Here is a 25,113-nt window from a genome sequence, read left to right as displayed (position 1 = left end):
GCCGGCTGCCCTCCTTATCGAGTCAGCGAAGGGTCGACGCGCGGCGGCTTCGGCGCGGGCTCTCCGGAGAGCGCGAGGGTCGCGTCGTACGCCTTCTTCCAGTCGCCGTTCCGCTCCCGCGCGGTCAGGGCGGTGTCGAGCGCCTCGGCGAGCTTCCGGTCGCTCCTGGGCACGCCGATGCCGTACGGCTCCTCGGAGAACGCCTTGCCGACGACCTTCAGTTCGTCGGGCAGCTTCGAGGCGTAGCCGAGCAGGATGGTGTCGTCGGTGGTGACGGCGTCCACCTGCTTGTTGAGCAGGTTGTCGACGCAGATCGCGTAGCTGTCGTAGGCGACGGAGACGGCCTTGGGGTAGTCGGCCTGGATGCGCTGCAGAGGAGTGGAGCCGACGGCCGAGCAGATCTTCCGGCCCGCCATCGAGCCGGGCCCCTTGAGCCGCTTCTCGTCGGCGCGCACCAGCAGCTTCTGGCCCGCGATGTAGTACGGGCCGGCGAAGCCGACGAGCTTCTTGCGGCCGTCGTTGATGGTGTAGGTGCCGACGTAGTAGTCGATCTGGCCGTTCTGCAGCGCCGTCTCGCGGTTGGCGGAGGCGATCGCCTTGAACGTGACGTCCCGTTCGGGGTCGAAGCCGAGCGAGGCGGCGAGCATCTTCGCGATCTCGACGTCGAATCCGGAGTACTCGCCGGTGGCCGGGTCCATCTCGCCCAGGCCCGGCTGGTCCTCCTTGGAGCCGATGACGAGGTGGCCGCGCTTCTTCGCGCGCTCCCAGGTCGGCGACCCGGGCAGCCGGAAGTCCCGGTCGACGACGTAGCGGGGTTCCTCCTTCGGCTGCGGGCCGCGGACGGGCGGACTGCCCGCCCTGCCGCAGCCCGCGGCGAGCAGCGCCAGCACGCACAGCAGAAGGGCTGCGTGGCGGGCGGGGCGCGCAACTGTACGGCGGGTTCGCACGGTTCGCCCTCTCAGTGCTTGAGGATCTTGGACAGGAAGTCCTTGGCCCGCGCGCTCGACGGCGCGGTGAAGAACTCCTCCGGGACGCGGTCCTCGACGACCTGGCCGTCGGCCATGAACACCACACGGTTCGCGGCGGACCGGGCGAAGCCCATCTCGTGGGTGACGACGACCATCGTCATGCCCTCACGGGCGAGCTGCTGCATGACCTCCAGCACCTCGCTGATCATCTCGGGGTCGAGGGCCGAGGTCGGCTCGTCGAACAGCAGCGCCTGCGGGTCCATCGCCAGCGCGCGGGCGATGGCGACGCGCTGCTGCTGGCCGCCGGAGAGCTGCGCCGGGTACTTCTCGGCCTGCGAGGCGAGGCCGACGCGTTCGAGGAGTTCGCGGGCGCGGCGCTCGGCCTCGTCCTTGCGCTTCCGGCGGACCTTGAGCGGCGCGAGCATCACGTTCGCGAGCACGGTCTTGTGCGCGAAGAGGTTGAACGACTGGAAGACCATGCCCACTTCGGACCGCAGCCTGGCGAGCGCCTTCCCCTCCTCGGGCAGCGGCTGCCCGGCGACGACGATGGTGCCGGACTCGATCGTCTCCAGCCGGTTGATGGTCCGGCACAGCGTCGACTTGCCGGAGCCCGACGGGCCGATGACGACGACGACTTCACCGCGTCCGACGGTCAGATCGATGTCCCGCAGCACGTGCAGTTTGCCGTAGTGCTTGTTGACGCCGCGCAGTTCGATGAGCGGCTCCGTCGACGACCCCTGGGCCGAGGAGCCGACGGCTGAGGGGTCATTGGGCGGCTTGTCCATAGGCGGCGTTTCCATAGAAGCTGGAAACTATCGCCGCAAACAGGCGACTTACGGGAGGACACGCAGCGCTCCCCTGGAAGGCGTGACCACGCCGCCCGGACCGGCGCCCGCGGACTAGCCCTCCGCGGCCTCCGCGTACAGCTGGGACAGCTCCGGGGTGCCGGTCTCGGCCCAGGAGGTGCCCTCGGCCAGCACCTCGACGTCCGTTTCCGACGGCAGCCGCACCACGGGCTGCCCCTCGTCCGACAGCCGCCAGTGCGCGCCGGGCACGGTCCGGACGAGGACGGTGCCGAGGTAGAGGCCCGCGTCCGTGCCGAGCCATTCGGCGACCTCCGGGTCGTCCCGCCAGCGCGGGAGCAGCTGGTCGAGTGCGGCCAACGAGTCGGCGGAGTCGTCGAGTTCGACGCCGGAGCTCTCCGCCTGGGCGCGCAGCAGCTCGCATTCGGAGAAGAGCTGTGCCGCGCCTTCCGGGTCACTGGCCACCGCGTCCGGCGACGAGATGCCGTGCGTCGCGTCATGCCTCTTGCGCCAGTTGTCCAGGAAGGGGATGTTCATACGGATCAGAGTGGCATCCCCCAGGGCCGCGGCACCACAGGCACGCTGTGGACATGCAGTGTCCGCTTGCCCCCACGGAAACCTGGGCGCTGCTCCACGGCCTCTCCGCCTTCACCGCGTCCCGGTCGAATCAGAGCCGTACAGCCGTGTGTTGGAGCCGCACGAGAGGACGGACAGCCGTGCACAGACGTATCTGGAGCATTCCCCTCACGGTCGTGATGACCGCGATGGCCACCCCCGCCGTCGCGGTCGGCACCGCAGCCGACGCCGCCGAGCCGCTGCCGCTGGAGCAGCTCTTCGACAACCGGGCCGTCGCGGGGCCCGAACGCCCCGGACACCCTGCCGACTTCGACGGCGCGGGCAACGCCCTGCCGGAAGCCGACCTGAACGCGGCGGGCTGGCGCCCCGGCGCCGGTCTCGACCTCGACGCGGCGCCGCTGACCTGGCCCGAGCCGGGCCCCGACGGCGCGGACAACGTCGTCGCCGACGGCCAGCGGGTCCGGCTGGAGGGACGGGGCGACGCCGTGTCCTTCCTCGTCGCCGCCACCTCACCCGGCGGCCCGGGCCCGGCCGTCTCCGGCCGCGGCACGGTGCACTACACGGACGGTTCCACCAGCGGCTACACCCTCTCCGCCGAGGACTGGCGCGGCGGCTCGCTCGCCACCAAGGCGGTCGCGCTGCCGCACATCGCCACCGGCGGCGGCACCGTGCAGGAGAAGGCCAAGCTGTACGCCGTGACGGTGCCGGTGCGCGAGGGGCAGCCGATCGGCTCCGTCGAGCTGCCGCGCGACCCGGGCCCCGACGCGGATCTGCACGTCTTCGCCGCCGCCGTCCGGCCGCTCCAGGACGGCTGGAGCGGCAGCTGGTCGGCCAGCACCGGCGGCTACACCGGCACCGGGCTGTGGGAGGACCAGACGCTGCGGCTGGTCGTCCACACCTCGCGGGGCGGCCAGGGCGCGCGCATCCGCCTGGAGAACACCTTCGCGTCCACCCCGGTACGGATCGGCTCCGCCTCGGTCGCGGTGCGCGGGGAGGGCGCGGCCGCGGCGGGGCCGCCGGTGCCGCTGCGGTTCGACGGCGGGAAGGGCACCGTGATGGCCGCCGGGGAGCGGGCGGTGAGCGATCCGGTCGACTTCGACGTGCCGGAGAACACCGACCTGCTCGTCAGCCTCCACCTGCCGGGTCCGGTGCCCGCGGCGCCGGTGCACAGCGAGGCGATCCAGCGCTCGTACCTGACGGAGAGCGGCGTCGGCGACCGCACCGGCGAGACCGGCGGCGGCTCCTTCACCCGGTCCCTGTCGATGTGGCCGTTCCTCACCGGCGTCGACGTGCGGGGCGGCCCCGGCTCGGTGGTCGCGCTCGGCGACTCGATCACGGACGGGGTGCGCTCGACGGAGGGCACCAACCGGCGCTGGCCGGACGTGCTCGCGCGGCGCCTGGAGGACGACGGGGGCGCGACCGTCCCGCAGTTCGGCGTCCTCAACCACGGCATCTCGGCCAACCGCATCGTCACCGACCGCTACCCGGGCGACGGCGTCAGCACCGACACCGCGGGCGTCAGCGCCCAGCACCGGCTGGAGCGGGACGTGTTCGCGCAGACGAACGTGCGCACGGTGGTGCTCTTCGAGGGAATCAACGACGTGCGCTGGGACACCCCGCCCGAGCAGGTCGTCGCGGGCATGCGCGCGATCGCGGAGCGGGCGCGGGAGCGGGGCCTGCGGGTGGTCGCGGCGACCCTCACGCCCTGCGAGGGCTACAAGGACTGCACGCCCGTGGTGGAGGAGCGCCGGACGGTGGTGAACCGGTTCATCCGCGAGAACGACGGCGGCTCCGGCGTCTTCGACGACGTGCTCGACTTCGACGCCGTCATCCGCGACCCGCAGCGCCCCCAGCGGATGCTCCCCGCCTACGACAGCGGCGACCACCTGCACCCCGGCGACGCGGGCCTCCGCGCCCTCGGCGAATCCGTCGACCTGCCGGCACTCCGCCCCTGACAGCACACCCCGCGCCCCCACAAGGGGCGCGGGGAACTGCGCGAACAACCCCCCACACACCCGCAGCCGGCGACGCACGGACCGGGGCACCCCCGTACCCCGAAGCGGTCAAAGACCTACCGCTCCAGATCCACCACCACCGGCGCGTGGTCCGAGGCCCCCTTCCCCTTCCGCTCCTCCCGGTCCACGTACGCGTCCTTCACCGCGGCGGAGAACGCCGCGTTCCCGTAGACCAGATCGATCCGCATGCCCTTGTTCTTCGGGAAGCCCAGCTCCCGGTAGTCCCAGTACGTGAACGGGTGGTCGTACTTGAGCGGACGCGGCACCACGTCGGCCAGGCCGGCGCCGCGCAGCGACTCCAGCGCCTGCCGCTCGGGCCCGGTGACGTGGGTGGCGCCGTCGAAGCGGGCGATGTCCCACACGTCGTCGTCGGTCGGGGCGATGTTGAAGTCCCCGAGGACGGCGAACGGCTGCTCGCCCGGGGCGTCCTTCTCGGCGGTGGCGCGGAGCGCGGCCAGCCAGTCGAGCTTGTAGGCGTAGTGCGGGTGGTCCACCTCGCGGCCGTTCGGCACGTACACCGACCACACGCGGACGCCGCCGCAGGTCGCGGCGACGGCGCGGGCCTCCACCGAGCCGTCGTACTCCGGCTGCTCCGGCAGCCCGGCGACGACGTCCGACAGGCCGACGCGGGAGACCACCGCGACGCCGTTCCACCGGCCGTTGCCGTTGACCGCGGCCTCGTACCCGAGCTCGCGCAGGGCCTCGGTGGGGAACGCCTCGCCGGAGCACTTCAGCTCCTGCAGGCACAGCACGTCCGTGCCGGAGGACTCCAGCCAGGCCAGCAGCCTCGGCAGCCGCGCGGTCACGGAATTGACGTTCCAGGTGGCGATACGCATAGCCGAAATCTACCGCGCGAGACCGACACGCTCGCCCGCGGCCAGACGCCCGTGGGCGACGCCCCCGAGATCGCCGATCTGCCGGTCGTAGATCGGCCGCGCGCGGTCCTGGAGCAGGCCGTCGTGGATGTCGAGCGCCTGCCGCGGCGCGACCTCGCGCACGTAGTCGATGACCTCGGAGATCTTGTTCCACGGCGCGTGCACCGGAAGCAGCAGGGTACCGAGGGTCTCGCCGCCGGTGTCGGGGACGGTCAGCGCGTCGCCGGGGTGGAAGACGGTGTGCGCGCCGTCGCCGATGACGTAGCCGACGTTGCCGATCTGCGGGATGTCCGGGTGGATGACCGCGTGCAGCTGCCCCTGCACCTGGACGTCGAAGCCCGCGGCCTCGAACGCGTCGCCCTCCCGGACCGTGGTCACCCGGCCGGGGAAGGCGGTGGAGATCCGTTCGGCGACGCTGGGCAGCGTCCAGATCCGCGCGGCCGGGTTGGCCTCCATCGCGGAGCGCAGCCGCCCCTCGTCGAAGTGGTCGGGATGCTCGTGCGTGACGAGAATCGCGTCGGCGCCGACGGCTGCGTCCGCCTCGGTGAAGTTGCCGGGGTCCACCACGAGCGCCCGGCCGTCCTTCTCCAGCCGCACACAGGAGTGGCCCTTCTTGATCAGATCCATGGCCGCCATTGTGGCGCGTCGCGCCCCGCAGGGGCGCGGGGAACTGCGCGACCGGGCCATGACGGCGGGGTGATCCGGTGACGCACGGAGCACCCCGCGAAGGCTCACTCCTCCGGTGTGGTCTCCTCGCGGATGATGTCCTGGGCGACGGCGAAGGCCGCGTTCGCCGCGGGGACACCGCAGTAGACCCCGGTGTGCAGCAGGATCTCCTTTATCTCCGTCGGCGTGAGCCCGTTCCGCAGCGCCGCGCGGATGTGGAAGGCGAGTTCGCCCATGTGCCCGCGCGCGACGAGCGCGGTGAGGGTGATCACCGAGCGGGTGCGGCGGTCGATGCCGGTGCGGCCCCAGACCTCGCCCCACGCGTAGCGGGTGATGAAGTTCTGGAAGTCCTGCGTGAACTCGTCGGCCTCCTCCAGCGCGCGGTCGACGTGCGCGTCACCGAGCACCTCGCGCCGGATCTTCAGCCCGCCGTCGTACTGGTCGGTGCGCATCCGCACGCCCGCGATCTCCGCCGACTCCAGCTCGGCGACGGCCGAGGCGCGCGGCGGCATCTGCGTGACGATCGGCGCGGGCGCGGGCGGGCCCGCGGGGGACTCCTGCCAGGTGGTGGTGAAGTGCCGGATCAGCAACTCGGTGACGGCGCCCGGCTGTTCGACGGGCGTGAGGTGCGAGGCGCCGGGCACGATCGCGAGCCGCGCGTCCGGTATCCCGGCGACCAGGGCGCGCGCGTCGGCGGGCGGCGTCGCCTCGTCCTCGGCGCCGGAGACGACGAGCGCGGGGACGCCGATGCGGCCGAGGTCCTCGCGTACGTCGAAGGCGGCGAGGGCCTCGCAGGCGGCGATGAAGCAGCCGGGGTCGGTGGTGCGGACCATCTGCACGGCCCACTCGACGATCGCGGGCTGCGCCGTGGCGAAGCCGGACGTGAACCACTTCTCCGGGGTGGAACGGGCCAGCGGGTCGAGGCCGTTGGTGCGGACGACCACGCCGCGCTGCCGCCAGGCGTCCGGCGTGCCGTGCCGGGGCGAGGAGGAGATGAGCGCGAGCGAGGAGACGCGTTCGCGGGCGATGAGCGCGAGCTGGATGCCGATGGCGCCGCCGATGGAGCAGCCCGCGTAGCCGAAGCGTTCGACGCCGAGGGAGTCGAGGGTGGCGAGGAGGCGCTCCGCGAGGGCCTGGGCCGAGTCGGCCGGGTGGGCCGGGGACCCTCCGTGTCCGGGGAGGTCGAACCGCAGGACCCGCCAGTGACGCGTCAGTTCGGGTATCTGGCGGTCCCACATGTGCCATGTGGTGCCCAGTTCGGGGCCCAGGACGAGCAGGGGTGCTCCGTCGGGACCGTCGATCCGGTGCTGCAACAGCTGGGAGGTCTTCGTCTCGCTCACACGCTCACGCTACCGAGAGTTGATGGGGGTACTGACACGCGGGTCAGCTCTCTCCGGCGTCCGCACCGCCGCCGGGAGACTTCGTGGGGGTCAGAACGTGGCGGTGGACACGACGTAGACCTGCGGGCGGGATTCGTGCGTGCGGTCCACGGTGACCGCCAAGTCGGGCTGTGCGCCCGGCTGTTCGAGCGTGGTGCCCGCGTAGCGGTGATCGCTCTCCCCCAGGTCCCAGCCGACTTCCGCCGCCTGTTCGCCGCTGATGGTGACACGGCCGTCCGTCAGTTCGGAAGTGCCGCTGCCGATGTCACCGAGGAAGTCGTCCAGCCGCTCGGGCGACGTACGGAACTGCACGAAGAGCACACTCTTCTTCCACGAGTTGTCCTCGTAGAAGGCGATCCGGGAGGAACGCGGGGGCACCGGCACGTCGTAGATCCGCTGCTGCACCTTGCTCGGCCAGCCGTACGAGAGGCTCGTGGCCGCCGCGCCGCGCTCCTTGTCCTCGCCGCTGTCCCGGCTCTGGAACGCGGAGATCACCAGATACCCGGCGGGGATGGCGATCAGCAGGACGACGACGAGCAGGGTCAGCACCCGGTGCCGCGGCTTGCGCGGCGGGCGCTCCGGCGTACCGGAAGGGACGGCTCCGTCGCCGGTGCCGGGGCCCGGGGCCCCCGGGGACGGAGTGGTCGTGGTCGACGTGGTCACTGGCCCACCGCCCTGCGCAGGTTGTCCGCTGCCCGTTCGTACCGTTCGTACCGCTCCAGCCTGCGGCGGTTGGCCCGGCGGAAGCGCCGGGCGACGAGCCGCGCCAGGTCGGCGGCGCCCACCATGCCCGCCTCCGGGCCCAGTTGGGCCTTGGCGATGCGGGCCTCGGGGCGGTACCCGCGGCCGGTGAGCTGGCGCCGGAACGCGTCCCGCGCCGGGTTGATCAGCAGGTCGTCGGCGGCGCTGACGCCGCCGCCGATGACGAAGCAGGACGGGTCGAGCGCGGCGGCCAGGTTGGCGATGCCGACGCCCAGCCAGTGGCCGATGTCCTGGAGCAGCTCGGTGCACATCGCGTCGCCCTCGCGGGCCAGCTCCGTGATCAGCGGGCCGGTGATCTCCGCGGGCTTCCCGCCGACCCGTTCGATGATCCCGTATGCCACGGGCGACTCGGCGACGGCCAGTTCGCGGGCCTCGCGGACCAGCGCGTTGCCCGAGCTGTACTGCTCCCAGCAGCCGCGGTTGCCGCACGGGCAGCGGTGACCGCCGGGGACGACCTGCATGTGCCCGAACTCGCCCGCGACGCCGAACTTGCCGCGTTTGACCCGGCCCTCCTCCAGGATCGCGCCGCCGATGCCCGTACCGAGGGTGATCATGACGAGGTGGTCCTCGCCGCGGCCCGCGCCGAAGCGCCACTCGCCCCAGGCGGCCGTGTTGGCGTCGTTGTCGACCATGACGGGGACGGCGAGCCGCGAGGTCAGCGCGTCCTTCAGCGGCTCGTCGCGCCAGGCGAGGTGCGGCGCGAACAGCACCCGGGAGCGGTCGGCGTCGACCCAGCCGGCGGCGCCGATGCCGACGGCGTGCACGTCGTGCCGGTCGGAGAGGTCGAGGACGAGCTCGGCGATGGTGTCCTCGACGACCTTGGGGCTCTTGGACTTGTCCGGGGTCTCGGCCCTGACCTTCTCCAGGATGTGCCCGTCGGCGTCGACGACACCCGCCATGACCTTGGTGCCGCCGATGTCGATGCCGACGGTCGGGACGCGGGGCGCGGCCTGCGGCGAGCGCCGCTCCCGGGTGCTGACCGTGCGCAGCACGCTCGCGTTGGGCGCGCTGCGGCGGTAGACGCGGTCACCGCTTCGGTCTCGGTGCATGCTCACTGCGCAGCCTCCTCACCGGACGCCGGCGCGGGCGCGTGGCAGGTGCGGTGGCCGCGGATGGATGCGCGCAACGTCTCGTCTCGTCTCTGCGTGGCTGGCTGGTCCGGTGCGGGCGCGGCGCCGGGCCCGCGCCGCCGATTGTGCCTTACCCGTGTGCTCCGGTGCGTGTGTGACGGACACGTCACGATCCGCCCGGTCCCTCCGCTTCCGGGCTCCCGGAGTCCGCGCCGGGGCCGGTCCTGCCGAGCTCGTGGCTCAGCTGCTCCAGCTCGCTGCCCCCGGCCATCTGGCGGGTGAGCTCCTCCAGCTCCAGGCCCTCCTTGACGTGGCTGGCGGCCATCGTGCCGCGCTTGAGCAGCACGAACCGGTCGCCGACCAGGTACGCGTGGTGCGGGTTGTGCGTGATGAGGACCACGCCGAGCCCGGCGTCCCGCGCGGCCGCGACGTACTTGAGCACGACCCCGGACTGCTTCACGCCGAGCGCCGCGGTCGGCTCGTCGAGGACGAGGACCTTGGCGCCGAAGTGCACGGCGCGGGCGATGGCGACGCACTGCCGTTCGCCGCCGGAGAGGGTGCCGATGGGCTGGTCGACGTCGCGGAGGTCGATGCCCATGCGCAGCAGGGCGCTGTGCGTGGTGCGGCGCATGGCGTCGACGTCGAGGCGGGAGAAGGGGCCCCGGCCCTTGGTGGGTTCGGAGCCGAGGAAGAAGTTCCGCCAGACCGGCATCAGCGGGACGACGGCCAGGTCCTGGTAGACGGTGGCGATGCCGCGGTCGAGGGCGTCGCGCGGGGAGTCGAGGGCGACCTCCTCGCCCTCGATGCGGAAGGTGCCCGCGTCGTGCCGGTGCAGCCCCGCGATGATCTTGATGAGGGTGGACTTGCCCGCGCCGTTGTCGCCCAGGACGCAGGTGATCTCGCCCGCGCCGACCTGGAGGGAGACGTCCTCCAGGGCGCGGATGTTGCCGTAGAACTTGCTGACGCCGGTCAGCTCGACGAGCTCGCTCACCGTTTCGCCTCCGCCCGCTTCCTGATCCACGCGTTGAGCAGCGTGGCGACCAGGAGCATCGCTCCCAGGAAGAACTTGAACCACTCCGGGTCCCACTGCGCGTACACGATGCCCTTGCTGGTCATGCCGAAGATCAGCGCGCCGACGGCCGCGCCCGCGGCGGAGCCGTAGCCGCCGGTCAGCAGGCAGCCGCCGATGACGGCCGCGGCGATGTAGATCAGCTCGTTGCCGACGCCCTCGCCGGACTGCACCACGTCGTAGTTGAACAGCAGGTGCTGGCCCGAGATCCAGGCGCCGAGGGCGACGCCCAGGTACAGCAGGATCTTGGTGCGGGAGACGGGGACGCCCACGGCGCGCGCGGTGTCCTCGCCGCCGCCGACGGCGAAGATCCAGTTGCCCGCCTTCGTCCGCAGCAGGATCCAGGTGGCCAGAGCCACCAGGGCCAGCCACCAGATCACCGTGACCTGGACGTCGACGCCGCCGACCGTCAGCCGCGAGGCGAACAGCGCCTTGGCGGAGGAGAAGCCCTCCATGTCGCTGATGCTCTTGGTGGAGACGGTGCCGCTGACGAGTTTGGTGACGCCCAGGTTGAGGCCCGTCAGCATCAGGAAGGTGCCGAGCGTGATGATGAAGCTCGGCAGTTTCGTGCGCACCAGCAGGTACCCGTTGAACAGCCCGATCGCCAGGGTGACCAGCAGCGAGACGCCGACACCCACCCACACGTTGGCCGTCATCTGGTAGCTGAACATCGACGAGACCAGCGCCGAGGTGGTGACCATCACGCCGGTCGACAGGTCGAACTCGCCGCCGATCATCAGCAGCGCCACCGGCACCGCCATGATGCCGATCGTCGACGAGGCGTAGAGCACCGTGGAGAGGCTGGAGGCGCGCAGGAAGCTGTCGGCGGCGAACGCGAAGAACAGGAAGACGGCCACCGCGCCGACGACCGCGCCCAGTTCGGGGCGGCTGACCATGCGGCGCACCAGCGAGCGGTGCGCGAGCCGTTCGTCGGGGACCGCCTCGCTGCCGACGGCCTCGCTCGCTCCGCCGCTCATCGGGTGCCCCGCTTCGTGAACTCCTTCAGCCGGGGCGCGTCCTTCTTGGTCAGGATCTGCGGTCCGGTGAGGACGGGCTTCCCGCCGCCGAGCATGTCGCCGTTGTAGCGGTACAGCCAGAGCAGGTCGACGGCCTGGTACCCCTGGAGGTAGGGCTGCTGGTCGACGGCGAAGCCGACCGAGCCGTCCTCCAGGCCCGTGGCGACCTGCGCGTTGAGGTCGAAGGTGTCGACCTCCGCCTCGCTGTCTGCGCCCCTGGCGGACTCGACGGCCTTGACGGCGGTGGCCGCGAAGGGCGCGCCGAGGGTGACGACGGTGTCGACGGAGCTGTCGGACTGGAGCTTGGCCTCAAGAGAGGACTGCACGTTGGGCATGTTGGTGCCGTCGACGTAGAGGTTCTGGACCTTGCCGTCGAAGGTCTTCTTCACGCCGCGGCAGCGTTCCTCGTGGCCGACGTTGCCCTGCTCGTGCAGCACGCAGACGGCCTTCTTCCGGCCGCGCTCGTTGAGCTCCTCGCCCACCGCCTCACCGGCCATGACCTCGTCCTGGCCGATGTGCGCGAGCGCGCCGTACGCCTTGGAGACGTCCTGCCCCGAGTTGATGGTGACGACCGGGATGCCCGCCTTCACCGCCCGCTCGACGGCGCTCTTCATCGCGGCCGGCTTGGCGAGGGTGACGATCAGTCCGTCGACGCGCTTGTCCACGGCGGCGTCGACGAGCTGGGCCTGCCGGCCGGCCTCCTTGTCGTGCGAGTAGAGGAACTCGACGTTGTCCTTGGCCGCCGCCTGCTTGGCGCCGTTCTGGACGATGTCCCAGTAGGTGTCGCCGTCACCGGAGTGCGAGACCATCGCGATCTTCCAGCGCGGGGTGGTCACGTTCGCCTTGCCCGAGGTGGCGGCGGCGCGCTCCTCCTCGGCGCGCTTGCCCCCGGTGCTGCTGCATCCAGCGAGCACGGCGGTGGCCGTCACGGCGGCCACGACGGCGAACGCCGCCCTGACAGCTGCTCCCGCACGCCTGCGCGTACGGCCTCTTCGGAACGTCTCCGGCGTGGACACGCGGTTGTCGCCCTCTCGGTGGGGGGTATGGCCGATGATCCTCGCGGCGGCCGCACCGCCGTACCGTCCCGCACGGCCGCCGGGGCACTGTGCCCGGTGGTGATCGGTGCGGGTTTCGCGGACCTCGCACAAGTATCCGTCACTACGCCCCGAAGCCTTCATGGGGTCCCGGCTCCCCGTGCCGCGGGCCGGCCGTTCACGAGCGCACGAGGAGCTGGAAGTCGAAGGAGTACCGGGAGGCGCGGTACAGGTGCGCGGCGTACTCCACGGCGCGTCCCGTGTCGTCGTACGTCGTCCGCTCCATCGTCAGCAGCGGCGCGCCCTCCTCCTCGCCGAGCAGCTCCGCCTCCTCGGCCGTCGCCGCGCGGGCGCCGACCGACTGGCGGGCGCTGTGCAGCGTGATCCCGGCGCCGCGCATCAGCCGGTAAAGGCCGGTGGTCTCCAGCTCCTCGGGCGAGGGCGCGACGCGCTCCGGCGGCAGGTGGTTGCGCAGGTACGCCATGGGCTCGCCGTGGGTGAGCCGGAGCCGCTCGACGCGGAGCACGGGGGTGGCCTCCGGCACTCCGAGCGCGGCGGCGGCCTCGCCCGCGGCCTCCTCCGTGCGGTGCGCCAGCAGCCGGGTGGCGGGGCGCTGGCCGGCCGCCTCCAGGTCGTCGTAGAGGCTGCTCAGCTCCAGCGGGCGGCGCACCCGGCTGTGCACGACCTGGGTGCCGATGCCACGGCGGCGGACCAGCAGGCCCTTGTCGACGAGGGACTGGATGGCCTGGCGCACGGTGGGGCGGGAGAGGCCGAGCCGTCCGGCGAGGTCGATCTCGTTGCCGAGCAGGCTGCCCGGCGCGAGCCCGCCCCGTTCGATGGCGGCCTCCAGCTGCTGGGACAGCTGGAAGTACAGCGGGACCGGGCTGGTGCGGTCGACGCTGAGCTGGAGACCGGCGGGATCGTTCTTTGCCACGCGGCGAGGGTAGTCCCCCGTACGGCCCACCGGAAGCCATACGTTCGGTTGTCCTGACAAAACATTGACACCGTGTGGGCCCGGGGCGAGCGTGGTCCCCATGCGCATCGGACTCATCGGCACCGGCCGGATCGGCACCCTCCATGCCCGTACCCTCACCGCGCTCCCCGACGTGAGCCGCCTCGTCGTCACCGACGCGGACACCACGCGCGCCGCGGACGTCGCCGCCACCCTCGGCGTGGACCATGTCCCCTCCCCCGACGAGCTGTTCGGCCTCGGGCTCGACGCCGTCGTCGTCACCTCGGCCACCGCCTCGCACGCGGAACTCGTGCGCACCGCCGCCGCCCTGGGCCTCCCCGTCTTCTGCGAGAAGCCCGTCGCCACCGACCTGCCCGGCACCGCCGAGGCGCTCCGCGCCGTCGAGGCCGCCGGCACCCTGCTCCAGGTCGGCTTCATGCGCCGCTTCGACGCGGGCTACGCGGCCGCGCGCGAGGCCGTGCGCTCCGGCCGGCTCGGGCGGCTGCACACCGTGCGGGCGTGCACCTCCGACCCGGCGCCGCCGCCCGCCGGCTACCTCCCGCACTCCGGCGGGCTCTACCGCGACTGCCTCGTGCACGACTTCGACGTGCTGCGCTGGGTCACCGGAGGCGAGGTGGTCTCGGTGTACGCGGCGGGCTCGGACGCGGGCCCGGCCATGTTCCGCGAGGCCGGCGACGTCGGCACCGCGGCCGCGCTGCTCACCCTCGACGACGGCACCCTCGCCACCGCCACCGCGACCCGGCTCAACGGCGCGGGCTACGACGTCCGGATGGAACTCGCGGGCGAGCGGGACCAGGTGGCCGTCGGGCTCGGCCCGCGCACCCCGCTCACCTCCGTCGAACCCGCGGCCACGGGGGCACCGAAGGACCCGTGGCCCGGCTTCGTGGACCGCTTCCTGCCCGCGTACGAGGCCGAACTCGGCGCGTTCCTGCGGGCGGTGCGCGGCGAGATCCCCAACCCGTGCGACGGGCGGGAGGCGCTGACCGCGTTCCGGATCGCCGAGGCGTGCGCGCTCTCCCGCCGCGGCGGCCGCCCGGTGGCGCTCGGCGAGGTGCCCGCGAGGTGAGCCCCAAGTCCGTGCCGGCTCAGGGCAGTTCCTTGACCAGGAAGGTGCAGGCGTCGGCCACCCGGTGGGTGACGCCCACGCCGTCCTGGTAGCTCCAGCAGTCCAGGTAGGGGGTGGCCGGGCGGTAGCCGAGGCGCTTGTACAGGGCCTCGGCGCGCGGGTTGTTCTTCTCCACGCCCAGCCCGATCCCGGCCGCCCCGCGCCCGCTCGCGCGCTCCTCCGCCGCCCGGATCAGCGCCGTGCCGATCCCCTGCGAACGCAGCGTCCCCGGCCACACGCCGAGCCCGTTCACCTCCGGGTATCCGGGGTGGGCCGCCTGTATCTCGGGGGCCGCGCAGCCGTCCCAGCGCACCTCGCAGCTGCCGACGGGCACGCCCTCGTACCAGGCCACCAGGTAGGTGCCGGTGCCCTCGGCGTGCCGCGCGAACCGCAGGGCGTGCCGCGAGGGCGCGCCCAGCGTCGGCATGTGCTGCTCCAGCAGGGCGAGGTCTTCTTCGCGGCACTCGCTGATCTTCATTCGCCCTACCCTAAGGAGCCGCCCGCGCGCCGGGCACCCGCCGGGGCGCCGGGGCCCCGGCCCGAGGGGCCGTCAGCCGAAGCGCACCGGCAGCCGGTGCGGTCCGCGGATGACCATCCCCTGCCGCCAGGTGAGCGCCGCCGGGTGCGCGTCGAGCCGCAGCCGCGGGGCGCGTTCGAAGAGGGTGCGCAGCGCCGTACGCCCCTCCAGCCGGGCCAGCGGGGCGCCGAGGCAGAAGTGGATGCCGTGCCCGAAGGCGAGGTGGCCGCGGGTCCTGCGGCGGATGTCGAAGCGGTCGGGCTCGGGGAACTTCGCCGGGTCGCGGTCGCCGTCGGCGATCACCGGCAGCACCAGTTGCCCCCCGCCGGGGATGACGGTCCCGGCGATCTCGACGGCCTCGCGGGTGAAGCGGTACGTGGAGGTCTCCACCGGCCCGTCGTAGCGGAGGGCCTCCTCGACGAGGTTGTCGGTGAGGGAGAAGTCGGCCTTCAGCGCGGCCAGTTGCGCGGGGTGCGTGAGCAGGCCGAGGACCGCGTTGGAGATCAGGTTGACGGTCGTCTCGTGCCCCGCGACGAGCAGCAGCCAGAGCATGGCGACGAGTTCGTCGTCCGAGAGCGGGGCGCTCCCGTCGGCGTCCTCGGCGCTCACCGGGCCGCCGTGCACCAGTCCGCTGAGCAGGTCGTCGCCCGGCTTCCGGCGCCGGTGCTCCACCAGCGACTGGAGGTACTCGCCGACGGCGGCGCGCGCCGCGTCCTTCTCCTCCTTCGGCGCGACGCCGACGAGGGCCAGCGTCCAGCCGTGGAAGGCGTCCCGGTCCAGGAAGGGCACGCCGATGAGTTCGCAGATCACGCCGAGGGGCAGCGGCAGCGAGAAGGACTCCACCAGATCGGCCGCGCCGCCGGGGCTCGCGAGCATGGTGTCCAGCAGCTCGTTCGTCAGCTCCTCCACGCGCGGGGCGAGGCCCGCCACCCGGCGCGGGGTGAACTCGCGGGCCACCAGCCCGCGCAGCCGCGCGTGCCCCGGCGGATCGGTGTTGAGCATGTGGTGCCCGACGAAGAAGGGCGAGGGGCCCACCTCGGGCGCGGCGTGGTCCCAGGACTTGGTCAGCCGGCTGTCGGCGAGCGTCGCGCGGGCCGCCTCGTGCCCGACGACGAGCCACGCCTCGGTGCCCTCCGGCAGCCGCACCCGGTGGACGGGTCCGCGCTCGCGCAGCTGTGCGTAGACCGGGTACGGGTCGCGGGTGAAGCTCTCGCCGAATGCCGCGAGGTCGGTGATCTCCGCTGCGTCCGCGTCCGGCGCTTCCACGTCGCTCATGCGGCACAGGCTAGGGCGCCCCGGCCGCACCGGGAAGAACTCGCCCGCGCGAGGGGCGAGTTCAAGACGCGTGCGCGGGCCGGGGTCGTCAGCCGCGGCGGGCCCGGCGGGGCCGGGGCACCCCGGCGGCGTCCTCCAGCCGTTGCAGCAGTTCCGTCACGCGCTTGGCCACGGACTCGCGGTCCCGCCCGGCCAGTTCGGCGTTCAGGGCGCAGGCCACGGCTCCGGCGCCGATCCACTCGGGCGCCGTCTCCAGCGTGACGCCGCCGCTCGGCAGCACCGGCGCCTGCGGCAGGGCGTCCAGCACCTCGCGCAGCCAGCGCGGGTCGCGGCCCGTGACGGGGAACAACTTCAGCGCGTCGGCGCCCAGTTCGAGGGCGCGGACCATCTCGGTCGGGGTATTGACGCCGGCGAAGACAGGGGTGCCGTACCGGTGTCCTGTTCGTAACACCTCGGCGTCCAGCGCGGGCGAGACCAGGAAGCGGGCACCCGCCTCGACGGCCGTCCGTGCCGTGGCGGCGTCGAGCACTCCGCCCGCGCCGATGACCATGTCGTCACCCGTCTCCCGGCGCAGCGTGCTGACCGCCTCCAGCGCGTGCGGCGCGGTCAGCGAGATCTCGAGGCTGGTCAGGCCGGCGCCGAGCAGCGTGTCGGCGGTGGCCGTGACGTCCTCGTAGCTCTCGCCGTGGACCACGGCGACGACGCGCTGTGCGAGCGCGGTGCGGGTGATCTCCCAGCGGTACACGGCAGTTCGCCGCCTCTCTCGTCCTCGGCCTGTTGTCGTTCCTGTGCGGTACGGGCCCGGGCGCCGCTGGAGTGCGGGCCCGTGCCGTGCGGGCGGTGCGGGCCGCTCGCCCGGGTGGTGCTGCCGGGCGGCGCGGCCGGTGGCGACGGAGTTCCGCTGGTGGCGGGGGAGTTCGGGCGTCGGGCGCTTCGGTCGGGGATGCGGGGCGGACGGCGGCCCGCGTCAGCGGTGGACCCGGCCGGGGCCGGAGCCGCCCCGGAAGGCGGCCAGCGCGCGGTCCCGGCCGGCCGCGGTCGGCAGGCCGTCGGTGTCGGAGGGGGCCTGGACCACGAGCGCGGCCACGCACGCGGCCTCGGCCAGGGCCCGTTCCGGCCCGAGGCCGCGCAGCCAGGCGGAGAGCCAGCCCGCCGCGAACGCGTCGCCCGCGCCGACCGGGTCGGTGACCGGCACGTCGAAGGGCGGCTGGGTCCACTGCCCGTCCTTGCTGATCGCGACCGACGTCAGGTCCCGGCGCTTGACCACGACGGTGCGGGCGCGGCCGAGGCTGAGCAGGGCCTTGGCGGCCTCCTCCGCGCCGCCGCCGAGCAGGAGTTCCAGCTCGTCCTCGCCGGCGAGGACGAGATCGGCCTCGCGCAGCAGCGGGTTGACGACCCGCATCCACTCGTGGTCGGTGCCGAGCTTGCGGCGCACGTTCGGGTCGAAGGAGATCGCGGCGCCGGCGGCCCGCGCCCGCTCGAACAGGGCCCGGGTGGCGTGCGCGGCGGAGGGCGAGAGCATCGGCGTGATCCCGGAGACGTGCACCACGCGGGCGCCCGCGAGCGCGTCCTCGCCGACCTGTTCGGGGCCGAGGAAGGAAGCGGCCGATCCGGTGCGGTGGTACTGCACGTCGACGGGGCGCGCGGGGTGGCTGTCCCGCAGCAGCAGCCCGGTGGGGGCCGCCGGGTCCATCTCGGCGTGCGAGACGTCCACTCCGTCGGCCCGCAGCTGGGCCAGCACCGCCTCGCCCGACGCGTCGTCGCCGACCCGGCCGATCCAGCGCGCCCAGTGGCCGAGCCTGGCCAGGCCCTGTGCGACGTTGGACTCCGCGCCCGCGACGGAACGGCGGAAGGCCACGGCGCGGTCCAGCGGAATTCCCGGTTCGGCGAGCATGAGCAGCATCGCCTCACCGCACGTGACGGCCTCCGGTCCGTTTGTCACCGGTTTCTCCCCACATCTTCCACCAGCGCATCACTCTCTGTGGGGAACGTTACCCGCTCAGAGGGCCGTTGCCACCCCCGGGGGGTCACTTCTCCCCACCCGTCCGGGGCGCCGCGGAGGGCGGAAAACCCCGACACGACGGGAAAGGCGAAGCCTAACCCCGGCCGGGGCCGGGGTGTCCACTCGACGGCGGGCACGGAGAAGGGAGCCCGGCGCACCCGCACGCGAAAGCGCCCCGGACCGCGTTCGGGTCCGGGGCGCCCGGCTGCGGGGCCGGCGTTCAGCAGCTGTAGTCGACGAGGTCGAAGGACTCGTAGTGGTCGGCGGTGTAGTAGTCCTCCTGCTCCTTGTCTCCGGTGACGATGCGGCGCGCGCCGCGGTCGTCGGAGCCCGGGGTCTCCACCGTGTACTCGTGGTAGTAACCCTCGTTCTGGTCCGGGAGGATGCCCTCGCGGTTCTGGAAGACCGTGCCGTCCTGCGGGTAGGGGTAGGGGCCGCCCTTTTCGATGAGGTCCAGGGTGTCGTGGGCCTCGGCCGGGAGCTTGGTCTCGCAGATGTCACCGACCTCGGCCGCGCCCGGCCGGTCGACGGCGGAGACGGCCGCGGGGGCCCGGGCGGGTTCGGAGGCCGTGCTTGCACCGGCCAGAGCGGGTCCGCCGACGAGAAGAGCGGCGGAGAGTGCACCGAGGGCGCTGACGCGCGCGATCCGTGGGGGGATTCTCATGCCTCATATGGTGACGCGCGTAGACGTCATGTCAACGCCAAGTGCCTTGATTTTTCCGTCCGTTCACATGTCCGACGACGGGCGGGGAGGCGCCTGAGGGGGCGCGCGGAAAAAGGCGTACGCCGCCCCGTGCAGGCGGGGCGGCGTACGCGGACCGGTCGCGGCGGGAGTCAGCCGCCGAGCTCCTGGTGACGGGCGGCGAGGCGGCGGGCGCCGTCCTCGGTCAGGGAGCCGTGCAGCCGGAGACGGGCGATGCCGCCGTCCGGGTAGATGTCGATCCGGACCTGCGTGACGGCGGGCGCGTCCTCCAGCAGGAAGCGGTGCACCGTGTCGGGCTGCATGCGGGTGCGGGGCAGCAGCTCGACCCACTCGCCGCTCTCGCCGTCGCGGCCCGAAAGGGAGGCCCAGCCGGCCGAGTTGCCCTTGAGGTAGCCGGTGTCGATCTCGACGGCGCGGATCACGGACTGCCCGGTGAGCGAGTACCGGATCCAGTCGTTGCCCTTGTCGCGGCGGCGGCGGGTCTCCCAGCCGTCGTCCATCTTCCGCGAACGGCCGGGCTGGATGGTGTTGGTGGCCGGGGAGTAGAAGCGGTCGGAGGCGTCCTCGACGGCGCCGCCGTTCTCCAGCGCGACCAGGTCGAAGGTGCCCAGCGAGGACAGCCACTCCGGGTCCGGCACGACCTCGCCGAACACCCGCAGGCGGGCGATGCCGCCGTCGGGGTGCTGGTTGACGCGGAGGTGCGTGAACCGCTGCTCGGCGGTGACCTCGAAGCCGTTGGCCGCGTGCCCGCCGATGGCCGTCTTCGGCACGATCGTCGTCCACTTGACGTCGTCACCGAGCAGCTCCTCCGGCGAGGGCGAGCCCGCGACGGACGTGGCCTCGACGGAGACGGACTGCGGGTAGTTGCCGCGGAAGTGGGCGGTGTCGACGACGACTCCGCGGATCACACCGGGCGCGCCGAGGCGGACGAGCGCCCAGTCGTGGTCCTCCTCGACCGGGTGCGGGGTCTCGGCGGAGACGCCCCGGCGACGGCGGGTCTCCCAGCCGTCCATGACCTTGCCCTTGTGCCCGAAGTGCTCCGGGTCGAACTCGGCGCGGCCGGGCTTGAGAAGGTTCTCCCGCTCGGCGAAGAATTCGTCGTTGGCGGCGATGACGCCCGCCCCGAGCCGCCGGTCGGCGAGGTCGGCGAGGTGCGAGAAGGGGAAGCCCTCGGGCCCCGGGGTGCGGTAGTCCGCGTAGGGGTCGCCGCCCCCGTACGGGCTCGCGTCGCCGGTGAAGGTGGCGGAACCTGCGGCCTGCGAATTCGCCGCTGTCATGCGGAGTTCCTTTCGATGAGCCGGCCGGTCTTCTGGGTGATGCGGCCGTGGTCGGTGACGGGCTCGCCGCGCAGCCAGGTGGAGCGCACGACGCCGTGGAGGGTCTTGCCCGCGTAGGCGGTCACCTGGTTGCGGTGGTACAGCTCGGCCGCGTCCACGGTGAACGTCTCCTCGGGAGCGAGGACGGTGAAGTCGGCGTCCCGGCCCGCCTCGATGGCGCCCTTGCGGTCGTCCAGCCCGGCGAGTCCGGCGGGCGCAGAGGACATCCAGCGCACGACGTCCTCCAGGCTGTGCCCGCGCTCGCGGGCCGAGGTCCAGATGGCGGGGAGCCCGAGCTGGAGGGAGGAGATGCCGCCCCAAGCGGTGCCGAAGTCGTCGGACTTGAGGTCCGCGGTGCACGGCGAGTGGTCCGAGACGATGCAGTCGAGGGTGCCGTCGGCCAGGCCCTGCCAGAGCGCGTCCTGGTTCTCCCGCTCGCGGATCGGCGGGCAGCACTTGAACTCGGTGGCGCCGTCCGGGACTTCCTCGGCCGTGAGGGTCAGGAAGTGCGGGCAGGTCTCGACGGTGATGCGGACGCCCTCGGCCCGCGCCTTGGCGATCATCGGCAGCGCGTCGGAGGAGGAGAGGTGCAGCACGTGCACCCGGGCCTCGTAGCGGCGGGCGAGGTCGATGAGCCGGGCGATGGCGTCGTTCTCGGCGGCGCGGGGGCGGGAGGCGAGGAAGTTCTTGTACTCGGGACCGCCCTGCTGCGGGGCCGCGTGCAGGTGGTCCGGGTCCTCGGCGTGCACGATCAGCAGACCGTCGAAGGAGGCGATCTCGGCGATCGCCGACTCCAGCTGCTCCGGGTCGAGTTCGGGGAACTCGTCGACGCCGGAGGGCGAGAGGAAGCACTTGAAGCCGAACACCCCGGCCTCGTGCAGCGGCCGCAGGTCCTTGACGTTGCCGGGGATCGCGCCGCCCCAGAACCCGGTGTCCATGTGCGCCTTGTCGCGTGCCACGTCCTGCTTGACGCGCAGGTTCTCGACGGTGGTCGTCGGGGGCAGCGAGTTGAGCGGCATGTCGAGGAGGGTGGTGATGCCGCCGGCGGCCGCGGCGCGGGTGGCCGTCCAGAAGCCCTCCCACTCGGTGCGGCCCGGGTCGTTCACGTGCACGTGGGTGTCGACGAGACCGGGGAGCAGCACGTCGTCCCCGACGTCCTCCAGTCGCGCCCCCTCCGGCACCTCCGCGTCGTGCGGCAGTACCTCGGCGATCCGTCCGTCGGCGACGGCCACGGACGCGGGCCGCTCACCGTCGGGCGTGATCACGCGCGTCGAGCGCAGTACGAGAGTTACGTCGGGCACCGTACGCCCCTCCTCTTCTGCTGTCGTACCGGCCGGGCGGCTCGGGGCGCACCGGGTCCGGGCACAATGGAAGCACCGGAAGTACGGAGGCGGCGGCTGCGCATGCGGGGACCGCGAGAGCAGCTCCACCACCCCACGGTTCCGGGAAGCGAAAAGCAACTTTCTGTATATGGAGTCTTCATTTCGACTCCCCAACAGTCAAGACCCCCCTGCCCCCGGCGCAGCCCCCGGACACCCTCCCCACCGCACGGTCGTGACCTGCGCTTCTCCCGCACCCTCGGGCCGAGCGGCGCCCGCAGCGGCTCCCGGAACCCGTGTCGCGCCCGGGCGAGCGGGCCGCACCCTCCGCACGCCCGGCTCGGACCGGAGCCGATCACGTGCGGACCGGTTTGGACGTTTCCACGAAATGAAAGACTCGTTCCGAGAAGCAGAACGTGGCAACCGACCGTTGCACCGCGTCCCCGCTGCTCCGCACCGCCCGCGACATCCGGACAAACCGCCCGCGACCGGCAGGAACGCGTGGACGCGACCTGTGTGACCGACGGCACCGGCCGGTAGCATTCGGCAGACCCGCCAGGAAAGGAACCGCGACGTGCCGCCGTCCGACGAGCGCAAACCCAGCGCCACCGCAGCTCCCGCCGCCACAGGCGGAGTCCAGTCCCTCGAGCGCGCCTTCGACCTGCTCGAGCGGATGGCAGACGCGGGGGGCGAGGTCGGACTGAGCGAACTGTCCAGCAGCAGCGGCCTCCCGCTGCCCACCATCCACCGCCTCATGCGCACCCTCGTCGCCTGCGGCTACGTACGGCAGCAGCCGAACCGGCGGTACGCCCTCGGCCCGCGCCTGATCCGCCTCGGCGAGAGCGCCTCCCGGCTGCTCGGCACCTGGGCCCGGCCGTACCTCGCGCGCCTCGTCGAGGAGACCGGCGAGACCGCCAACATGGCGCTCATGGACGGCGACGAGGTCGTCTACGTCGCGCAGGTGCCCTCGCGGCACTCCATGCGGATGTTCACCGAGGTCGGGCGGCGCGTGCTGCCGCACTCGACGGGCGTCGGCAAGGTCCTGCTCGCGGACACCCCCGCCGAGGAGATCCGCTCCCTGCTCGCCCGCACCGGCATGCCGGCCGCCACCGAGAAGACCCTCACCACGCCCGAGGGCTTCCTCGACGCGCTGGAGGCGGTGCAGAAGGACGGCTACGCGGTGGACGACAACGAGCAGGAGATCGGCGTGCGCTGCATCGCCGTCGCCGTCCCCGACTCCCCCACCCCCGCGGCCATTTCGATCTCCGGACCGGCCGGACGCGTCACCGACGCGGCGACGGACAAGTTCGTCCCGCTGCTGCACGAGGTCGCCGCCGAGCTCTCCGAGGCACTGGCCAACACCCAGCCCCCGCCCGCCTGACGCACCCCGCCGGGTGCCCGGCGCACATCGCGCCCGGGGCATCCGGCGAGCTCACGTACGGGGTGCCGCCCGCGGGGTCAGCGGGATTCGTCGGCGGTTTCGGTGCGGCGCCGGTGCTCGCCCGCCTCCGGCGGCCTGGGCTCCGGCACCGTGGGCGCGGGGTCGCCGAACAGCTCGACGGCGTGCCGCACGGCCGCCACGGAGTCGCTGAGCGCGCTCACCGAGCCGACGGCACCGGCCACTTGGAGCAGCGCGAAGCGCAGCTCCTGCACGTCGGGGACGCCGGCCGTCGCCATCGCGGCGAGCGCGTCCAGCGCCTCCTCCGCGATGCGCCTGTCCCGCAACTCGGCCGGGTAGGCGTCCAGTTCGTCCCTCAGGCGCCCCACGCTCGCGCACAGACCGGCCACGCGTGGATCCGCGGCACCGCCCAGCACCGGCTGACTCCCCACAGCTTCGCTCCGCCCCACAGTCTCTCCCCCACACAGATGACACCTTCCGCGTTGGTCAGACGCGGTCGATCCGCACAGTAAACGCCACCCTCCGCTCATCCCGCCACACGCAGTGCGAAATTCAGGCCGCAGATTCCCGCGCGGATACCCCACTGTCCGACACCGGACGTGAAACGGCGGTAAGCGCCCTACGTACCCGGACCACGACGAACGGCGGGGCGGCGCGGGACAGCGAGCGCGGGGTGGGATAGGCAGGGCGTATGACACACCAGGACCAACAGCGCACGGCGGCAGGGCAGTCGGCGGGCTCCCGGGCCGGGGGCGGGCCGTCGGGGCCCCGGGTGGCGGGGCTGCTGCTCGCGGCGGGTGGCGGGCGGCGGCTGGGCGGCCGGCCGAAGGCCCTGCTCCCGCACCACGGCAGGCCGCTGGCCGAGCACGCGGCGGCCGCGCTGCGCGAGGGCGGCTGCGACCCGCTGTACGTGGTGCTGGGCGCGGCCGCCGACGCGGTGCGCGCCCGCGTCCGCATCCCCGGCGCCGTACTGCTGGACAACCCCGGCTGGGCGGAGGGCATGGGCTCCTCGCTCCGCGTCGGACTGCGGGCCCTGCCGCCCGGCACGGAAGCCGTCCTGATTTCACTGGTGGACCAGCCGGGCATCGGCGCCGAGACGGTCGCCCGGGTCCGCGCGGCTGCCGCGGCGGGCCCCGACTCCCTTGTGGCGGCGGCCTATTCGGGCCGCCGCGGCCACCCCGTCCTGTTCGGCGCCGCGCACTGGCGGGGCATCGCCGAGAGCGCGACGGGCGACCGGGGCGCACGGGACTACCTCCGCGCGCACGCCCCCGAACTCACCCTCGTCGAATGCGCCGACCTCGCCGACCCCCACGACATCGACACCCCGGAAGACCTGAACCGCCTCTCCCCCTGAGCCCCTGAGGCCGAAAGGGGCGCGGGGAACCGCGCGAACAACCACGACGCACCACACAGCCCGGGGCACACACGCAAAAGGGGCGCGGGGAACTGCGCGAAAACCACCGCGCCACCCGCACCCCTCAACGCACAAGCGGCGTCACCTACTTACGGTGCCGCCCCCGCCCCGTACGCCCCTCACCGGAGCCGTCACCGGCCCCGTCGCCGGCCCTCCGGGCGGCCCGCGCCTTGCGGACCCGCGCCGCGATGAAGGCGATCGCGCCGAGCGCGACGACGACCAGGACGACCTTGGAGTAGACGCCGACGTACTCGGTGATGCGGTGCCACTGGGCGCCGAGCCCGTACCCGGCGAGGATGAACAGGGTGTTCCAGATCAGGCTGCCGAGCGTGGTGAGCAGCAGGAAGACGCCGACGCGCATCCGCTCCACACCGGCGGGCACGGAGATGAGGCTCCGGAAGATCGGCACCATCCGGCCGAAGAAGACGGCCTTGGTGCCGTGCTTGGTGAACCACGCCTCGGTCTTCTCGATGTCGGAGACCTTCAGCAGCGGAATCCGCCAGGCCAGGGCGATGGTCCGCTCCCGGCCCAGCCACGCGCCGACCCCGTAGAGCGCGAGCGCGCCCACGACGGATCCGATGGTGGTGCACACGATCGCGGCGGCGAGGCTCATCCCGCCCTTGTGTGCGGTGAACCCGGCGAGCGGGAGAATCACTTCGCTCGGGAGGGGCGGAAACAGGTTCTCCAGCGCGATGGCGATTCCCGCGCCGACCGCCCCGAGGGACTCCATGAGCCCGGTGGCCCAGTCTTCGATCATGCCACGGAGCCTAAGTGCCGCAGATGAACGTCCACTGGCTGGCCCGCACAACCATTCGCCCCGCACGGACCCCGTCCGGCCTGGTGATCGCCCCGCGCGC

25 protein-coding genes are annotated in these 25,113 nt (G+C 73.0%); 4 read left to right on the top strand and 21 right to left on the bottom strand.

Annotation, left to right across the window (positions count from 1 at the left end):
* Positions 1-14 precede the first annotated feature (14 nt).
* The 3 genes from HCC30_RS01650 to HCC30_RS01640 all read right to left on the bottom strand — a co-directional run bounded on the left by HCC30_RS01650 (position 15) and on the right by HCC30_RS01640 (position 2,308).
* Entirely contained in the window at positions 15-947 is a 933-nt protein-coding gene (locus tag HCC30_RS01650) for a glutamate ABC transporter substrate-binding protein (protein ID WP_346776451.1), read from the bottom strand.
* An 11-nt stretch (positions 948-958) separates the two neighbouring features.
* On the bottom strand, positions 959-1,753 hold the full coding sequence (locus HCC30_RS01645) for an amino acid ABC transporter ATP-binding protein (protein ID WP_169440124.1): 795 nt from the start codon (positions 1,751-1,753) through the stop codon (positions 959-961).
* Positions 1,754-1,867: 114 nt separating this feature from the next.
* Positions 1,868-2,308 carry a DUF6278 family protein gene (locus HCC30_RS01640; RefSeq protein WP_169440123.1) on the bottom strand — a complete coding sequence of 147 codons (441 nt, stop codon included), beginning with the start codon at positions 2,306-2,308 and terminating at the stop codon, positions 1,868-1,870.
* Positions 2,309-2,535: 227 nt separating this feature from the next.
* Between HCC30_RS01640 and HCC30_RS01635 the strand changes: the two genes are divergently transcribed.
* Complete coding sequence (locus HCC30_RS01635) at positions 2,536-4,302, top strand: SGNH/GDSL hydrolase family protein (protein WP_240979293.1); 1,767 nt, start codon at positions 2,536-2,538, stop codon at positions 4,300-4,302.
* Positions 4,303-4,418: 116 nt separating this feature from the next.
* On the opposite strand, the gene HCC30_RS01630 is transcribed toward HCC30_RS01635, so the two are convergent.
* From HCC30_RS01630 to HCC30_RS01590, 9 genes are all read right to left on the bottom strand, one after another.
* The gene (locus HCC30_RS01630; RefSeq protein ID WP_169440122.1) at positions 4,419-5,198 is read right to left on the bottom strand and encodes an exodeoxyribonuclease III; all 780 of its coding nucleotides are present in this window, start codon (positions 5,196-5,198) and stop codon (positions 4,419-4,421) included.
* Between the two features lie 9 nt (positions 5,199-5,207).
* The gene (locus tag HCC30_RS01625) at positions 5,208-5,864 is read right to left on the bottom strand and encodes an MBL fold metallo-hydrolase (protein WP_169440121.1); all 657 of its coding nucleotides are present in this window, start codon (positions 5,862-5,864) and stop codon (positions 5,208-5,210) included.
* Positions 5,865-5,968: 104 nt separating this feature from the next.
* A complete protein-coding gene (pcaC, locus tag HCC30_RS01620) occupies positions 5,969-7,243 on the bottom strand; it encodes a 4-carboxymuconolactone decarboxylase (protein WP_169440120.1) in 1,275 nt (424 codons plus the stop codon).
* A gap of 90 nt (positions 7,244-7,333) precedes the next feature.
* Complete coding sequence (locus HCC30_RS01615; protein WP_346776450.1) at positions 7,334-7,945, bottom strand: hypothetical protein; 612 nt, start codon at positions 7,943-7,945, stop codon at positions 7,334-7,336.
* Entirely contained in the window at positions 7,942-9,093 is a 1,152-nt protein-coding gene (locus HCC30_RS01610; protein ID WP_169440497.1) for an ROK family glucokinase, read from the bottom strand. The genes HCC30_RS01615 and HCC30_RS01610 overlap by 4 nt, the downstream gene beginning before the upstream one ends.
* Positions 9,094-9,280: 187 nt before the next feature.
* Positions 9,281-10,105 carry an ATP-binding cassette domain-containing protein gene (locus HCC30_RS01605; RefSeq protein WP_169440119.1) on the bottom strand — a complete coding sequence of 275 codons (825 nt, stop codon included), beginning with the start codon at positions 10,103-10,105 and terminating at the stop codon, positions 9,281-9,283.
* On the bottom strand, positions 10,102-11,160 hold the full coding sequence (locus tag HCC30_RS01600; RefSeq protein ID WP_169440118.1) for an ABC transporter permease: 1,059 nt from the start codon (positions 11,158-11,160) through the stop codon (positions 10,102-10,104). Before HCC30_RS01600 ends, HCC30_RS01605 begins: the two co-directional genes overlap by 4 nt.
* Positions 11,157-12,137, bottom strand: a complete 981-nt coding sequence (locus HCC30_RS01595; protein ID WP_169440117.1) for a sugar ABC transporter substrate-binding protein — start codon at positions 12,135-12,137, stop codon at positions 11,157-11,159. Before HCC30_RS01595 ends, HCC30_RS01600 begins: the two co-directional genes overlap by 4 nt.
* A 274-nt stretch (positions 12,138-12,411) precedes the next feature.
* Entirely contained in the window at positions 12,412-13,167 is a 756-nt protein-coding gene (locus HCC30_RS01590) for a GntR family transcriptional regulator (protein WP_346776449.1), read from the bottom strand.
* 100 nt (positions 13,168-13,267) lie between these two features.
* On the opposite strand from HCC30_RS01590, the gene HCC30_RS01585 reads away from it, so the two are divergent.
* Positions 13,268-14,272, top strand: coding sequence for a Gfo/Idh/MocA family oxidoreductase (locus tag HCC30_RS01585; protein WP_169440115.1), 1,005 nt, complete (start codon positions 13,268-13,270; stop codon positions 14,270-14,272).
* 19 nt (positions 14,273-14,291) lie between these two features.
* Here the strand turns inward: HCC30_RS01585 and HCC30_RS01580 are convergent, their stop codons facing one another.
* The 7 genes from HCC30_RS01580 to allB form a co-directional block, all read right to left on the bottom strand.
* Positions 14,292-14,789 (bottom strand): GNAT family N-acetyltransferase, encoded by a 498-nt coding sequence (locus tag HCC30_RS01580; RefSeq protein WP_169440114.1) that lies wholly within the window; start codon positions 14,787-14,789, stop codon positions 14,292-14,294.
* A gap of 72 nt (positions 14,790-14,861) precedes the next feature.
* Positions 14,862-16,103, bottom strand: coding sequence for a cytochrome P450 (locus HCC30_RS01575; protein ID WP_169440113.1), 1,242 nt, complete (start codon positions 16,101-16,103; stop codon positions 14,862-14,864).
* A gap of 88 nt (positions 16,104-16,191) precedes the next feature.
* Positions 16,192-16,848: a 2-dehydro-3-deoxyphosphogluconate aldolase gene (locus HCC30_RS01570; protein WP_169440112.1), complete on the bottom strand. Its 657-nt coding sequence runs from the start codon at positions 16,846-16,848 to the stop codon at positions 16,192-16,194.
* Between the two features lie 222 nt (positions 16,849-17,070).
* Positions 17,071-18,006, bottom strand: coding sequence for a sugar kinase (locus HCC30_RS01565; protein WP_169440496.1), 936 nt, complete (start codon positions 18,004-18,006; stop codon positions 17,071-17,073).
* Between the two features lie 319 nt (positions 18,007-18,325).
* On the bottom strand, positions 18,326-18,769 hold the full coding sequence (locus HCC30_RS01560) for a ribonuclease (protein WP_169440111.1): 444 nt from the start codon (positions 18,767-18,769) through the stop codon (positions 18,326-18,328).
* 170 nt (positions 18,770-18,939) lie between these two features.
* Positions 18,940-20,085 (bottom strand): allantoicase, encoded by a 1,146-nt coding sequence (gene alc, locus HCC30_RS01555; RefSeq protein ID WP_169440110.1) that lies wholly within the window; start codon positions 20,083-20,085, stop codon positions 18,940-18,942.
* Complete coding sequence (gene allB, locus HCC30_RS01550; RefSeq protein WP_169440109.1) at positions 20,082-21,425, bottom strand: allantoinase AllB; 1,344 nt, start codon at positions 21,423-21,425, stop codon at positions 20,082-20,084. The genes alc and allB overlap by 4 nt, the downstream gene beginning before the upstream one ends.
* Before the next feature lie 592 nt (positions 21,426-22,017).
* On the opposite strand from allB, the gene HCC30_RS01545 reads away from it, so the two are divergent.
* Positions 22,018-22,824: an IclR family transcriptional regulator gene (locus HCC30_RS01545; RefSeq protein ID WP_169440108.1), complete on the top strand. Its 807-nt coding sequence runs from the start codon at positions 22,018-22,020 to the stop codon at positions 22,822-22,824.
* A gap of 77 nt (positions 22,825-22,901) precedes the next feature.
* Here HCC30_RS01545 and HCC30_RS01540 read toward each other — a convergent pair whose 3' ends face one another.
* A complete protein-coding gene (locus HCC30_RS01540) occupies positions 22,902-23,258 on the bottom strand; it encodes a DUF5955 family protein (protein WP_346776474.1) in 357 nt (118 codons plus the stop codon).
* Between the two features lie 275 nt (positions 23,259-23,533).
* Here HCC30_RS01540 and HCC30_RS01535 point away from each other — a divergent pair, with 275 nt between their 5' ends.
* On the top strand, positions 23,534-24,196 hold the full coding sequence (locus HCC30_RS01535; protein WP_169440107.1) for a nucleotidyltransferase family protein: 663 nt from the start codon (positions 23,534-23,536) through the stop codon (positions 24,194-24,196).
* 145 nt (positions 24,197-24,341) lie between these two features.
* Here HCC30_RS01535 and HCC30_RS01530 read toward each other — a convergent pair whose 3' ends face one another.
* Positions 24,342-24,986 (bottom strand): DedA family protein, encoded by a 645-nt coding sequence (locus HCC30_RS01530; RefSeq protein ID WP_169440495.1) that lies wholly within the window; start codon positions 24,984-24,986, stop codon positions 24,342-24,344.
* Between the last annotated feature and the right edge of the window lie 127 nt (positions 24,987-25,113).

Source organism: Streptomyces sp. HNM0574 (genome assembly GCF_012726235.1).
Classification (GTDB): domain Bacteria; phylum Actinomycetota; class Actinomycetes; order Streptomycetales; family Streptomycetaceae; genus Streptomyces.
This window is presented reverse-complemented; position numbering and strand designations above follow the sequence as displayed.

Bases quoted from the DNA above. Each gene is read 5' to 3' on its own strand.
- HCC30_RS01645 (WP_169440124.1), bottom strand. From the start codon at position 1,753: ATGGACAAGCCGCCCAATGACCCCTCAGCCGTCGGCTCCTCGGCCCAG.
- HCC30_RS01640 (WP_169440123.1), bottom strand. From the start codon at position 2,308: ATGAACATCCCCTTCCTGGACAACTGGCGCAAGAGGCATGACGCGACG.
- HCC30_RS01635 (WP_240979293.1), top strand. From the start codon at position 2,536: ATGGCCACCCCCGCCGTCGCGGTCGGCACCGCAGCCGACGCCGCCGAG.
- HCC30_RS01630 (WP_169440122.1), bottom strand. From the start codon at position 5,198: ATGCGTATCGCCACCTGGAACGTCAATTCCGTGACCGCGCGGCTGCCG.
- HCC30_RS01625 (WP_169440121.1), bottom strand. From the start codon at position 5,864: ATGGATCTGATCAAGAAGGGCCACTCCTGTGTGCGGCTGGAGAAGGAC.
- HCC30_RS01610 (WP_169440497.1), bottom strand. From the start codon at position 9,093: ATGCACCGAGACCGAAGCGGTGACCGCGTCTACCGCCGCAGCGCGCCC.
- HCC30_RS01600 (WP_169440118.1), bottom strand. From the start codon at position 11,160: ATGAGCGGCGGAGCGAGCGAGGCCGTCGGCAGCGAGGCGGTCCCCGAC.
- HCC30_RS01585 (WP_169440115.1), top strand. From the start codon at position 13,268: ATGCGCATCGGACTCATCGGCACCGGCCGGATCGGCACCCTCCATGCC.
- HCC30_RS01580 (WP_169440114.1), bottom strand. From the start codon at position 14,789: ATGAAGATCAGCGAGTGCCGCGAAGAAGACCTCGCCCTGCTGGAGCAG.
- HCC30_RS01575 (WP_169440113.1), bottom strand. From the start codon at position 16,103: ATGAGCGACGTGGAAGCGCCGGACGCGGACGCAGCGGAGATCACCGAC.
- HCC30_RS01565 (WP_169440496.1), bottom strand. From the start codon at position 18,006: ATGCTGCTCATGCTCGCCGAACCGGGAATTCCGCTGGACCGCGCCGTG.
- HCC30_RS01560 (WP_169440111.1), bottom strand. From the start codon at position 18,769: ATGAGAATCCCCCCACGGATCGCGCGCGTCAGCGCCCTCGGTGCACTC.
- alc (WP_169440110.1), bottom strand. From the start codon at position 20,085: ATGACAGCGGCGAATTCGCAGGCCGCAGGTTCCGCCACCTTCACCGGC.
- HCC30_RS01535 (WP_169440107.1), top strand. From the start codon at position 23,534: ATGACACACCAGGACCAACAGCGCACGGCGGCAGGGCAGTCGGCGGGC.
- HCC30_RS01530 (WP_169440495.1), bottom strand. From the start codon at position 24,986: ATGGAGTCCCTCGGGGCGGTCGGCGCGGGAATCGCCATCGCGCTGGAG.